Source organism: Desertivirga xinjiangensis (genome assembly GCF_024436435.1).
GTDB lineage: Bacteria > Bacteroidota > Bacteroidia > Sphingobacteriales > Sphingobacteriaceae > Desertivirga > Desertivirga xinjiangensis.
In genome coordinates this window covers 272,503-284,747 of record NZ_JAFMZP010000003.1, presented here as the reverse complement: position 1 = coordinate 284,747, position 12,245 = coordinate 272,503, and the positions used below count along the sequence as shown (strand labels likewise).

At 41.3% G+C, this 12,245-nt stretch carries 12 protein-coding genes; 3 read left to right on the top strand and 9 right to left on the bottom strand.

Annotation, left to right across the window (positions count from 1 at the left end):
* Positions 1-14 precede the first annotated feature (14 nt).
* From hflX to uvrB, 5 genes are all read right to left on the bottom strand, one after another.
* On the bottom strand, positions 15-1,223 hold the full coding sequence (gene hflX / locus J3P37_RS09440) for a GTPase HflX (RefSeq protein ID WP_256010860.1): 1,209 nt from the start codon (positions 1,221-1,223) through the stop codon (positions 15-17).
* A 113-nt stretch (positions 1,224-1,336) separates the two neighbouring features.
* Entirely contained in the window at positions 1,337-3,811 is a 2,475-nt protein-coding gene (locus J3P37_RS09435) for a YfhO family protein (RefSeq protein WP_256010859.1), read from the bottom strand.
* A gap of 133 nt (positions 3,812-3,944) precedes the next feature.
* Positions 3,945-4,208 carry a DUF4834 family protein gene (locus J3P37_RS09430; RefSeq protein WP_256010858.1) on the bottom strand — a complete coding sequence of 88 codons (264 nt, stop codon included), beginning with the start codon at positions 4,206-4,208 and terminating at the stop codon, positions 3,945-3,947.
* A 96-nt stretch (positions 4,209-4,304) separates the two neighbouring features.
* Positions 4,305-4,505, bottom strand: coding sequence for a YwbE family protein (locus J3P37_RS09425; RefSeq protein WP_256010857.1), 201 nt, complete (start codon positions 4,503-4,505; stop codon positions 4,305-4,307).
* A 13-nt stretch (positions 4,506-4,518) separates the two neighbouring features.
* On the bottom strand, positions 4,519-6,561 hold the full coding sequence (gene uvrB / locus J3P37_RS09420; RefSeq protein WP_256010856.1) for an excinuclease ABC subunit UvrB: 2,043 nt from the start codon (positions 6,559-6,561) through the stop codon (positions 4,519-4,521).
* 162 nt (positions 6,562-6,723) lie between these two features.
* On the opposite strand from uvrB, the gene upp reads away from it, so the two are divergent.
* The 3 genes from upp (at position 6,724) to J3P37_RS09405 (ending at position 8,682) form a co-directional block, all read left to right on the top strand.
* Positions 6,724-7,380: a uracil phosphoribosyltransferase gene (upp, locus tag J3P37_RS09415; RefSeq protein ID WP_256010855.1), complete on the top strand. Its 657-nt coding sequence runs from the start codon at positions 6,724-6,726 to the stop codon at positions 7,378-7,380.
* A gap of 70 nt (positions 7,381-7,450) precedes the next feature.
* Entirely contained in the window at positions 7,451-8,143 is a 693-nt protein-coding gene (locus J3P37_RS09410) for a YjjG family noncanonical pyrimidine nucleotidase (protein ID WP_256011276.1), read from the top strand.
* Positions 8,140-8,682 (top strand): DinB family protein, encoded by a 543-nt coding sequence (locus tag J3P37_RS09405; protein ID WP_256010854.1) that lies wholly within the window; start codon positions 8,140-8,142, stop codon positions 8,680-8,682. The genes J3P37_RS09410 and J3P37_RS09405 overlap by 4 nt, the downstream gene beginning before the upstream one ends.
* Before the next feature lie 56 nt (positions 8,683-8,738).
* On the opposite strand, the gene trpC is transcribed toward J3P37_RS09405, so the two are convergent.
* The 4 genes from trpC to J3P37_RS09385 form a co-directional block, all read right to left on the bottom strand.
* The gene (gene trpC, locus J3P37_RS09400; protein ID WP_256010853.1) at positions 8,739-9,560 is read right to left on the bottom strand and encodes an indole-3-glycerol phosphate synthase TrpC; all 822 of its coding nucleotides are present in this window, start codon (positions 9,558-9,560) and stop codon (positions 8,739-8,741) included.
* Positions 9,561-9,569: 9 nt separating this feature from the next.
* On the bottom strand, positions 9,570-10,154 hold the full coding sequence (locus tag J3P37_RS09395; protein ID WP_256010852.1) for an anthranilate synthase component II: 585 nt from the start codon (positions 10,152-10,154) through the stop codon (positions 9,570-9,572).
* Position 10,155: 1 nt separating this feature from the next.
* Positions 10,156-11,580, bottom strand: a complete 1,425-nt coding sequence (locus tag J3P37_RS09390; protein ID WP_256010851.1) for an anthranilate synthase component I family protein — start codon at positions 11,578-11,580, stop codon at positions 10,156-10,158.
* A 197-nt stretch (positions 11,581-11,777) separates the two neighbouring features.
* Complete coding sequence (locus J3P37_RS09385; protein ID WP_256010850.1) at positions 11,778-12,224, bottom strand: cytochrome B; 447 nt, start codon at positions 12,222-12,224, stop codon at positions 11,778-11,780.
* Positions 12,225-12,245: the final 21 nt, after the last annotated feature.

Here is a 12,245-nt window from a genome sequence, read left to right as displayed (position 1 = left end):
TAAATATTTAGGTATTATGATTCATCCGGATATTCCTCAATGTCCGGATATAACAAGGCATCATATGGGTAACGCTCTTGATGTATCGCTTTTACTTTATCGTACAGCAGTTGCCTGAACTCATCTACATTATCTTTCTCAAGTGCTGAAATGAATACCGCAGGACTTATGTGTTTACTCATCCAGGTGTTCTTAAACTCTTCGAGTGTTACTGTTCTGCCATCATGGTCGCCCTCCGGCTTATAAGCATCGATCTTATTAAATACAGTAATCACCTCCTTATCAATAGCGCCCAGATCTTTCAAGGTGTCGTTAACAGTCTTGATATGGTCTTCGAAGGTTGGATGTGAAATATCGACCACATGGATCAGGATATCCGCTTCACGAACCTCATCCAGGGTTGATTTAAAGCATTCAACAAGGTGATGCGGAAGTTTACGTATAAATCCAACAGTGTCTGAAAGGAGGAAAGGCAAGTTTTCTACCACCACTTTCCTGACAGTAGTATCCAGCGTAGCAAAAAGCTTGTTCTCCGCAAATACGTCTGATTTAGAGATCATGTTCATGATAGTGGATTTCCCGACATTGGTATATCCAACAAGCGCCGTTCTCACAAGCTGTCCCCGGTTTTTGCGTTGAGTAGCGTTTTGTTTATCGATAATTTTAAGCCTCTCTTTAAGCAGGGCAATTTTGTCCTGGATAATACGGCGGTCAGTTTCTATTTGACTTTCCCCTGGACCGCGCATTCCTATCCCTCCTTTCTGTCTTTCGAGGTGAGTCCAAAGGCGAGTTAAACGGGGGAGAAGATACTGCAGCTGGGCAAGTTCAACCTGGGTTTTAGCCTGTGCAGTTTGAGCTCGCCGGGCAAAGATGTCGAGAATCAGGTTACTTCTGTCCAGAATTTTTACCTGAAGCTCCCGTTCTATATTCCTTAGTTGTGACGGTGAAAGTTCATCGTCAAATACCACGATGTCAATCTCCTCAGATTTTACATAAGCGCTTATTTCTTCAAGCTTTCCAGTACCCACAAAGGTTGCCCTGTCAGCCCTGCTTAATTTTTGAGTAAACGTTTTTTCAGTAATACCTCCGGCAGTGTCCACTAGAAACTCAAGTTCTTCAAGATACTCGCGTTCCTTTTCCTCACTTTCGTCCGGAGTTATTACCCCCACAAGAACAGCCCGCTCAGGCTTAATTGCGGTATCATGAAATTTTTGTCTTGCCATGTACTTATAACAATTTGTAAAAGTATTTATTTATAACGTATTTTTTGACAAATATGCTGCCAATTAAAAAGCCCGGATGGTTTCCGGGCTTTAGAAAAATTGTCCTTTATATTCTAAGCTTTCGCTTCCTTTTTCCTTCTAGCCTCTCTAAAACCTACAAGACCCAGGCCTGCAATTAGTAAAATAGATGCGGTGAGTGATATTTTTTCACCAACGTAATAAGAAGCAGGTTCAAACTTGAATTCAAGTTTGTGGTTTCCCCCAGGTAATTGCGCTGCTCTTAATATATAGTTGGCCCTGAAATAAGGGATTTTAACGCCATCCACATAAGCATTCCAACCTTTATCATACCAAATCTCTGCGAATACTGCGATAACGTCATTTGGTGCCGAATACTCATATGTTAAATGATCCGGATGGTAATTACTCAGTTTTATGTCAGCGTTAGTAGTCGTTCCTAATTTCTTTTCGTCAATAAGTGATTTAAACTCCTCGCTAACTATAGCTTCTTTTTTCGGATCAAAGCTATTGATAGCCGTCATTTCTTCGTCTGCATTTTTTACGTACAAGACGTTGGTAACAAACCAGGCATTGCCGCAGGCGGTTTCGCGGTTTTGAATTCGCTGCGATTCCCCCTCCCCTGCAGTGATCACATACTTGGTATTAAGCATGTCGAGAACATCCTCATTTATAGACGCACTAAACTGTTTTTCAATAACTTCCTGGTAGCGTTTCAGCTTCGCAGCATGGTATCCACCTATGGTTTTATGGAAGTATGACGCAGTTGCACTTGAAAAAGTTTGAGGCGATGTCAGATCCAATACGCGGTAATTCAGGCTTGGGTCACGCATAATTAGTTCATCAACCTGGCGCGGTTGAAAAGTTTGATCTACCTGGTTCTGCTCAACAAACTTTTCATTATTTAAATACCGGCGGTCAATAGCCCACATATCAATTAAGATAGCTCCAGCGAATAATATAAAGGTCAGTTCGGCCTTCATTTTCTTTTTAATCAAAGCCCAGGTCAGTGCTGCACCTATCAAGACAAATATCAGGGAGCGCAGAGCGTCTATACGTGCTAAATTTGCCCTGTCTTCAACGAGGGCATTTGCAATAGAGTTAGCGAAGTTTTGATCTCCGCCAATGGCCTGGCTCAATTGGCCGATGAAATCCTGATGTGTGGCCGATCTGAAGCTAAACAGGAGGGTTGGAACAATTATAATGATCAGCAACAGCCCACCTATAATGTATAAAGAATATTGCAGCTTCTTTAATATCTGCTTCTCATCATGCTTTCCCGAAGTAACTTCTTGCACAGCCAGTATTGCCAAAATTGGAAACAATAAGCCAGTGACAGCCAGAACAGATTCAACCGCCCGGAATTTATTGTATAAGGGAAAGTAATCGAAAAACAAATCCGAAATTAAAGGGAAGTTTTTACCAAAGGATAAAAAGAGGGTCAGGATAGTTGCGCCTACAATCCACCACTTAATCCGGTTTTTCACTACAAATAAGCCGAAAATAAAAAGGAAGCAAGTAATTGCTCCGAAGTAGTAAGGGCCGGAAGTAAAAGGCTTTTCACCCCAATAAGTAGGCATCTGTTTGGCAAAGCCTACAGCCTGGTCTGTAGGCACTCCTTTTTGAGACACAATTTTAGCCACTTCTGAATCTTCACCCAAAGCGCCTGAGCCGGACGAACCTCCATAGGCATTAGGCACCAGGAAGGTGATGTTCTCAGCTACTCCCTGGCTCCACTGGTAAGCGTATTCTTTGTCCAAGCCATTGGAAGGTTTTCCGGTGCCTTCAGTTTTAAGGTTAGATTTTCCACGAATGGTCTCTTTGCCATATTCGTAAGTAGTCCATAACATGCTTGTGTTAACTGCTGCCGCCAAAATAATAGCGACACCTAAAGCACCGGCTGCTTTAAAAAAGTCTCTGATTGTTTTGTTCTTTATTGCGTGGTATAATTCTATTCCTGCAAGTATAAGTAGTGTCAAGAACAAATAGTAGGTCATCTGAATATGATTCGACCTTATTTCCAGAGCAAGAAACAGGGCCGTTAAAGCCGCGCCAAGAAGATATTTTCCTCTAAAGGTTAAAAGTATGCCTGCTATAATAGGTGCAAAATAAGCTATCGCAACAGCTTTATTACTGTGTCCTGCCTCAATTATAATGAAGTTATAAGAAGAAAATGCAAATGCAATGGCTCCGGCTGCTGCCAGCCAGGGTTTAATTTTTAGTACACAAAAAAGAAAGTAAGCTCCTAAAAGGTATAGGAAGACAGTGCCTATTGGATTTGGAAACACCAGGTTTAATGCAGAAACGATATAAGTGGTAAGGTTTTTAGGAAACTGAGCCCAGATCTGATAAGCAGGCATGCCTCCGAACATCTGATTAGTCCAAAGTGGCGCAGTGCCATCTTTAGCCTTGTACTCCATTATTTCCTTTTGCATTGCCTTTGCCTGTAGCACATCCTGCTGATAAAGTACCTTGCCCTGGATGGCTGGGCTGAAATAAATAAAACATATCACAATAAACAGTGCAGCTATAGCAAAGTGGATACCGTTTCTCTTAAACCAGTTCGTCATTATTTAAATTGTTGGAAACCAAAAATAGAAAAAAGGAGAGATGTACAAGGAGATATTTTCAGGAGAAGCAAAGCAATGTGTTGCAGGTTTATCGATTAGACCGGTAAACCTGCAGCATCTGACACTAAAAGGCCTATTTTATTTCTTCAAAGTCGATAAAGTCGCCGGCTTTATCAGCCGCACGCGCTTCCTTCTCTTTAGGAGGAATATAATCAACATTAAGTTTTCCCGCCGGACGTTGCTGCTGGTGTTGCTGCTGTCCCCGGTACTGATTATTAAAGTTTTGCTGCGCTTTGTTAACCACCTTTTGAAATAAAAGGGGTAGAAGCAATCTGGCTATCATCTTCAATAAATAGAGAACCAGTATCGTAATAAAAAGAAATTTAAGTAATGTCATTAGTATAATTAATGCAAATATGACGATAAAATTGTCCGACTGTTTCAGGGTCAATATTATCGTTACATTTTAATGATAATTAATTAAAATTCAAAGTTAACCTTCCTCGATAATATTTGCTACCCTTCCAATCTGGCCATCCTCTAATCGCACTTTTATGCCCCTCGAATGAAAAGATGCGCTCGTCAAGAGATTTTTTACTATTCCGCGGGTCAATTTGCCGCTACGCTGATCCTTTTTTAGAATTATGTCGACTTCGAGGCCAGGGTAGACGTCTTTTCTATTTTGTCCGTTCATTATTATATCCGTTTTATTTCTTGCCTCCAAATCTGTCTTCCATCATTTTTTCGAGGGCAAACATTTCGTCCCTAAGTTTCGCAGCCTGCAGGAAGTCCATATCTTTTGCAGCTGCCAGCATTTCTTTTTTCGTTTTATCAATGGATTTTTGAAGCTCGGGCTTGCTCATATATTGAACAATAGGATCAGCCGCAATAGATTGAGCCGTTTCCTCCCCTCCGGTATAGACCTTTTGTACGCCTCCTTTAAAGTCAACTACAGAAGTCTGCTCCATAATAGCCTCTTTAGATTTACCCACTGTACGTGGTATAATTCCATGTTCCTCGTTATAGCGCATTTGCTTTTCCCTGCGGCGGTTCGTTTCGTCGATGGTGATACGCATACTGTCTGTAATCTTGTCTGCATACATGATCACCCGTCCGCGGTCATTTCGCGCAGCCCGTCCGATGGTTTGGATCAAAGAACGTTCAGAGCGAAGGAAGCCTTCCTTATCAGCGTCAAGAATAGCTACAAGAGACACTTCGGGTAAATCTAAACCCTCTCTCAGTAAGTTAATGCCAACTAAAACATCAAATTCTCCCAGTCGTAATCCCCGAAGTATTTCAACCCGTTCAAGGGTTTTAACCTCAGAGTGAATATAGCGTACGCGGATGCCTAAACGATCCATATACTTCGTAAGTTCTTCCGACATGCGCTTGGTAAGCGTTGTAACCAGTACCCGGTCACCTTGTTTAACGGTTTTTTCAACTTCGTCCAAAAGGTCATCCACCTGATTAGTGACCGGTCGTACTTCTATAGGCGGATCTAATAATCCCGTTGGACGTATGACCTGTTCAACGAAAACGCCTCCGGTCTTTTCTAGTTCATAATCGCCGGGAGTTGCACTTACATAGATTGTCTGCGGTGCCAATCGCTCAAATTCTTCGAAGTTAAGCGGGCGGTTATCCAGGGCGGCAGGCAATCTGAATCCGTAATCTACCAGGGATAATTTCCTGGATCGGTCGCCCCCATACATTGCCCGGATCTGTGGAACGGTAACGTGACTCTCGTCAATAACCATCAGATAATCATCAGGAAAATAATCAAGTAAGCAAAAAGGGCGCATACCAGGCAGCCTTCCATCGAAAAACCTTGAATAATTTTCAATGCCGCTACAGTAACCTAATTCACGCATCATTTCAAGATCATAGTTCACCCGCTCTTCCAGCCGCTTGGCCTCCAAAAAGCGCTGTTCTTTTATAAACTGCTGTTTTCTGACTTCAAGTTCCTCTTGTATCGCCCAAACCGACTGGGTAAAACGTTCCTTTGGAGTAACAAAGAGGTTCGCCGGATAAACCGCCATGTGAGTTGTTTTTTCGATGGTTTTTCCTGTAGATGGATCAATAGTACTTAATTCTTCTATATCATCTCCAAAAAATGAAACGCGGTATGCGTAATCCATATAAGCCGGGTAAATATCCACGGTATCGCCTTTAACCCTGAACGTTCCCCTTCTGAAATCAGCGGTAGTTCTTGAATATAATATTTCAACCAGGCGATGCAGAAACGCATTCCGGCTTATTCGCGTCCCTACGGCAAACTTAAATACAGAATTTGAGAAGTCTTCCGGGTTTCCCATACCGTAAATACAGGAAATGGACGAAACAACAATAATATCCCTCCTCCCTGACATCAGTGAAGATGTTGTGCGAAGTCGCAACTTTTCTATTTCTTCATTTATCTGAAGGTCCTTTTCGATATAAGTATTAGTGGTTGCTATATAAGCTTCCGGCTGATAGTAATCGTAATAAGACACAAAATAATTGACAGAATTTTCCGGAAAAAATTGCTTAAATTCACCGTAAAGCTGAGCTGCCAGGGTTTTATTATGGCTTAAAACTAAGGTAGGCTTATTTGTTTGCTGAATAACATTTGCTATCGAATAGGTTTTTCCAGATCCGGTTACACCTAAAAGGGTTTGGTAATGCTCATTAGCATTTACTCCCTCAACCAATTGTCTGATTGCCTCCGGCTGATCTCCCGCAGGTTCATATTCTGATGATAATTTAAAATCCATTCAGATCAAAGATAGAAATATTGATTCTTTAATTTTGGTTAGTTCAGTGTGAAACATGTAACCCCGGCGTATCCCTTATTTCCCTATATTGAACGGTCTGATCTAATAATAAGTTTGTTTTTTAAATGATTAAATAAGATTAATCATTAATTTTATACTAACATGTTCATACTAAGCCAAACATCTTCCATCGCTAACAATTTTTTAGCTGAGCTGCGCGATGCGCAAATTCAAACCGACAGCATGCGCTTTCGCAGAAACCTGGAACGTTTGGGTGAAATATTCGCTTACGAAATTAGTAAAACTCTTAGTTATACAGACATGGAATTTGAAACCCCATTGGGTACGGCAATTATTCCGGTTATACAGCAACATCCGGTACTTGCAACAATCCTAAGGGCCGGTTTGCCTTTACATCAGGGTCTGTTAAACTTCTTTGATAAATCCGACTCCGCATTTATAGCTGCGTACCGTCAAACTACCAAAGGAGGAGGATTTACGATTCAAAAGGAATATGTATCGAGTCCGGATCTCAATGGTAAGATTGTGATTGTTTCCGATCCTATGCTGGCCACAGGTAAAAGTATGGTATTAAGTTGCCGCGAATTACTCGAACAATACGATATAAAGCAAATACATGTTGTTTCCATAATTGCAAGCGTTGAAGGCGTTGAACATGTTAAAGCGAACCTGCCAAGAGCAAAGCTTTGGATCGGGGATATAGACGAAGAAATGACTACGAAAGCATACATTGTCCCTGGTCTGGGGGATGCAGGAGATCTAGCTTTTGGAGCGAAAGAGGATAATGTCCAGATTTAAATATTAAAATTTTGGCTTACACGTTATAAGTATTGCACTTTTATTAAAATTGATAACGAACATATCAGGAATGTCCTACCGTCATATTTTTTTCGATCTTGATCATACCATCTGGGATTTCGACAGAAATGCTGAGGAAACTCTGCATGAACTATATAAGACCTATCAGCTGGAACAAATAGGTGTTTCCTGCCCATACAATTTTATCGAAACTTATACTCAAAATAATCATGAGCTCTGGGCATCATATCATTCTGGTTGTATCAGCAAAGAAGAATTGAGACAAACCCGCTTTAGAAAGACGTTTCTGGATCTGGGAGTTGTTGTGGATGCTGTCCCTTTGCAATTTGAAGACGATTATGTACGCATTTGCCCAACCAAGACTAATCTGTTTCCGGATGCCCATGAAACACTTGAATATCTAAGCGGTAAATATTCTTTACACCTCATTTCTAACGGCTTTAAAGAATCGACGGAGATGAAGATTGAGCTGACCGGCTTGAAAAAGTATTTTACCACTATTGTGATTTCTGATATAGTGGGCATTAATAAACCGGACAAAGCCATCTTTGAGTTTGCCTTGAATGGTGCTGCTGCTGTAAAACAAGAGAGTATAATGATTGGAGATAGCCTTGAGGCTGACATTCGGGGTGCGTTAAATTTCGGAATGGATGCTATATACTTCAATCCTTGCGGAAAGGAGACGCCCGAAGATATCAGGAAGCAAATCTCACGATTAAGCGAATTACGGCATATGTTATGAGTGACAACGAATCCGGAAAAGAACTTTTAATGCATCTCGGGTATTACCAGGATTTACTCAAAGGTCTATCGGAAGATGAATTTGTTTGGTCGCCTGAAGATGGCAGCTGGTCGCTTTCTGAAGTTTACTGTCATATCATCCAGGTGAATACCCGGTCATTGCTTGCCATTGAGAAATGTATGCATGGTAAGGAAACCTCAACACTTACTTCACCTTCCTTTGTAACACGATTGATCCTTTTTTTTGGGAAGCTACCTCCGGGAAGGCATAAATCTCCAGCTAATATCGGATCTATTGTTAAGAAGATGAGTAGAGAGGAAGCCCGAAATGATCTGATAAAGTTTATTCAAAGATTGACAGAAGCCTTGCCGAAGATTGCCAAATCAACATCCAGGAGCCAGGTCAAGCATCCCAGGTTAGGGATGCTGAATAGGTCTGAATGGTTGCGTTTTATGATCATTCACACCAAACATCATATAAAACAGCTGAACCGGATTCGTAGTGCCCGAAAAGTAGAGCCCTCGGCACGCGTGCGCTAGCAGGCTAGTACATACTTGCTTATGCTAGCGCACGTTTGCCGAGTGTGTTCTTATCATTATCTTAGCTGGTCCGTAAACTCCTTTATGGCTTTTCCTGGATCTTCTTCCTTCATGAAGTTTTCACCTATCAAAAACCCATTGAATCCCGCAAGTTTCAAGTCTTTGATAGTAGCCGGACTACTAATTCCGCTCTCTGAAATCTTTAGAAACTGATCAGGAATTTGATCGGCCAGATCGTAGGAATGCTGTAGAGAAACAGAAAAATCTGCCAGGTTGCGGTTGTTCACGCCAACTGCATCTAATTCAGTGCATAAACAATCTTCAAGTTCGCGCTGGTCATGTACTTCCATCAATACACTTAATCCCAGGTCTTTTGCAAGTTTTGCAAAGGTCCGGATCTGTTCGGCTGTTAAAATGGCGGCAATTAGAAGAATGATATCTGCACCAATTGCCTTGGCTTCAATAATCTGGTATTCATCGAGAATAAACTCTTTCCTCAAAATCGGAATTTGATTCACCTGGCGGGCCTGCAGTACATCGTTTACACTGCCTCCAAAAAAAGATGGATCAGTAAGTATCGAAAGTGCAGATGCTCCTGCGTTTCCGTAGGCTTGTGTAATATCCTGTACAAAGACCTTATCGTTAATTATACCCTTCGATGGGGATGCCCGTTTGAATTCGGCTATGATCCCTGTTCTGTCCGGAGAAAGAATAAAATCACGCATCGAGTAGCACTCCCTGTGGAACAGCTCTCCCTCTTCCAATTGTATAATAGATGTTCTGGAGCGTGCAAGTTCAACTTCTTTTCGTTTCCGGATCACTATCTTGTCCAGAATAGTAGATCCTTCTCCTTTAATTACACTGCGTTTCTGTGTCATTTTTATCCTTTATGCCTCTTCCGAGGCGGGTGCTGTCAGCCAGTTTTTTATCATTTGTTTTCCGTGTTCTGTAAGAACTGATTCCGGATGAAATTGAACGCCCCTAACATCGTAGTGCAGGTGGCGAAGCGCCATGATCACTCCTTCGGTGTCTTTAGCGGTAATTTTAACATCATCAGGCAAGCCTTCCCGGCTTACTGCCCAGGAATGATAACGGCCAACATTAAATGTTTGTGGCAGCATATTAAATAGCTTTTCAGAATCGTCCAGGACCTGCATCGCTGTGGCTCTGCCATGTACCGGATATGAAAGATTATAAAGATTGCCCCCAAAAACCTCGGCCATTGCCTGCATGCCTAAACAAACCCCCAAAATACTTTTTGAAGGAGCGTAAGTCTTAATCACATCTAATAATAAACCTGCTTCAGAGGGGATACCTGGTCCAGGCGATAAAAGGATCTTATCAAACTGCTCAACATCTGAGATCTCGAATTTATCATTCCTCCAAACCGTAGGTTCGAACCCGCATTCATGTAAAAGGTGAACAAGGTTAAATGTAAACGAATCGTAATTATCAACAACTAATATCTTCATCTTATATCTTTTCAACTTGTGGGACAATGCTGCCTGCCATCTCAAGGGCATTCCGTAATGCAGCGATTTTATTATTAACTTCGTTTAATTCACTTTGAGGATCGGAATCGGCCACTATGCCGGCACCCGCCTGGTAGTGTAATACGTTATTGCGGCTCATAAAAGAGCGGATCATAATGGCATGATTGAAATCGCCGTTAAATCCCATGTAGCCAATTGCTCCGCTATAGAATCCTCTCTGACCTTTTTCATATTTATCAATAAGGGTCATAGCCATGTATTTAGGAGCTCCGCTAAGTGTTCCTGCAGGAAATGTATCACCAACCACATAAAACGGATGGGCATTTTTCTGCAGCTTACCCGTCACCTTTGAAACGAGGTGTATGAGATGAGAATAGTATTGCACCTCTTTGAAAGCTTTTACCTGCACTTCATCACAATGCCTGCTTAGGTCGTTGCGAGCCAGGTCAACCAGCATAACATGTTCGGCACTTTCTTTTGGGTCATTTTCTAGTTTGGCTGCCAGTTCAGCATCCAGAACATCGTTACCTGTCCTTCTGAATGTACCGGCAATTGGATATATGGTCGCTTCACCATTTTTTATGGTTAGCTGCGCTTCGGGCGACGATCCGAATATCTTGAAGTTGCCATAATCGAAATAGAACAGGTACGGAGAGGGGTTGATCGATCGCAGAGCCCTGTATACGTTAAATTCATCACCTAAAAATGGTTTCGAAAAAGCCCTCGAAGGAACTATCTGGAAAACATCCCCCCGGTAAATATGGAGCTTCAATTTTTCGACAACATCTATAAACTCTTCGTCGGTAAAGTTAGATGTTTCTTCTCCGGTGGTTTCAAATGGATATTCCGGAAAGTTTTTATTTTGAATAAGGAACTGTATACGTTCAAGGCCGGAAGTTTCTTCTTCGCTGGGCCTGTGTTCAAAAATGTAAAGTTCGTTTTTGAAGTGGTCGATGGCTATTACGTATCTGTAAACATGATATTGTAATAAAGGAATGTTCCGTTCGCCATTCCGTTCCGTTTGTAATTTGATATCTTCAAAGAGTTCGATCGTTTCATAGGCGAAATAACCAAACAGTCCATTGGAGATAAATTTAAACTTGTCTTCAAGGGAGGATTGAAAGCTGTTACGAAAGTCGGTCACCTGCTGGTGCATATCAGATGAGCTTGAAATCGCTTTTGATCCATCAGGATAGAACGTGCTGAATGTGTCGTTCTCTAATACTATTCCTGCAATAGGGTCGCAGCAAACATAACTTATACTGTTTTCCCGGCTGTGATAATCAGAGCTTTCAAGCAATAAGCTGTTGGGGAAAACATCCCTTAAGCGGAGATAAATACTCACCGGCGTAGTGGTATCTGCAAGTAATTTTTTATAAGAGGAGTGTAAGTTAAATTTCTTCATTATATTTCTTTTTGACATAAAAAAACCCGACGGAGTGCGTCGGGTTATATCTATTTAGATCGGATTACGATTTTAATACTAAACATACTTTACCCGGCACAAGCTATTGCTTGCCACCACCAGTTTTTAGTATGTATCACTTTTAACATTGGTACAAAAAAATGCAAAGAATTTTACAATCGCAAATTTTTTAAATTTTATCTGCTCATCTCCAGGAGAGGACGTCCGCTCATACTGATGGCAACTACTACGATTAATGCAGCAATGGTATAAAAAACAGCAATTAAACGATGTTTTTCAGTGGAACTCAGAGCCTTCTTAGATTTAGAATACCCAATCGTTATAAAGACAATGGCAACAATCATCATTGCACTGTGTTCAACTGTCCAGTAGCGCAAAATGGGATCTTTCATAGCTGCGCCCATATTACCAGTGGAAGCAAAAGGACTCACAAAATAAAGTATTAAACCTAAAACAAGTTGAGTATGTGCAGATATCAGGGTAATTAAATTTATGGCTTTGTTGCCCTTGGTATATTCCTTTTTGCCAAACCAACCTGTAAATGCCAGTAAAATGGAAACAACAATCGCAAGAAGGATTACGAAACGAACGATGGAGTGAATGTCTAACAAGATCGGGTACATAAACAGTTTTTCTTCAAAGTA

Bases quoted from the DNA above. Each gene is read 5' to 3' on its own strand.
- uvrB (WP_256010856.1), bottom strand. From the start codon at position 6,561: ATGGATTTTAAATTATCATCAGAATATGAACCTGCGGGAGATCAGCCG.
- J3P37_RS09425 (WP_256010857.1), bottom strand. From the start codon at position 4,505: ATGAACGGACAAAATAGAAAAGACGTCTACCCTGGCCTCGAAGTCGAC.
- J3P37_RS09435 (WP_256010859.1), bottom strand. From the start codon at position 3,811: ATGACGAACTGGTTTAAGAGAAACGGTATCCACTTTGCTATAGCTGCA.
- J3P37_RS09390 (WP_256010851.1), bottom strand. From the start codon at position 11,580: ATGAAGAAATTTAACTTACACTCCTCTTATAAAAAATTACTTGCAGAT.
- J3P37_RS09405 (WP_256010854.1), top strand. From the start codon at position 8,140: ATGAGTGACAACGAATCCGGAAAAGAACTTTTAATGCATCTCGGGTAT.
- trpC (WP_256010853.1), bottom strand. From the start codon at position 9,560: ATGACACAGAAACGCAGTGTAATTAAAGGAGAAGGATCTACTATTCTG.
- J3P37_RS09395 (WP_256010852.1), bottom strand. From the start codon at position 10,154: ATGAAGATATTAGTTGTTGATAATTACGATTCGTTTACATTTAACCTT.
- J3P37_RS09430 (WP_256010858.1), bottom strand. From the start codon at position 4,208: ATGACATTACTTAAATTTCTTTTTATTACGATACTGGTTCTCTATTTA.
- hflX (WP_256010860.1), bottom strand. From the start codon at position 1,223: ATGGCAAGACAAAAATTTCATGATACCGCAATTAAGCCTGAGCGGGCT.
- J3P37_RS09410 (WP_256011276.1), top strand. From the start codon at position 7,451: ATGTCCTACCGTCATATTTTTTTCGATCTTGATCATACCATCTGGGAT.
- J3P37_RS09385 (WP_256010850.1), bottom strand. From the start codon at position 12,224: ATGTACCCGATCTTGTTAGACATTCACTCCATCGTTCGTTTCGTAATC.
- upp (WP_256010855.1), top strand. From the start codon at position 6,724: ATGTTCATACTAAGCCAAACATCTTCCATCGCTAACAATTTTTTAGCT.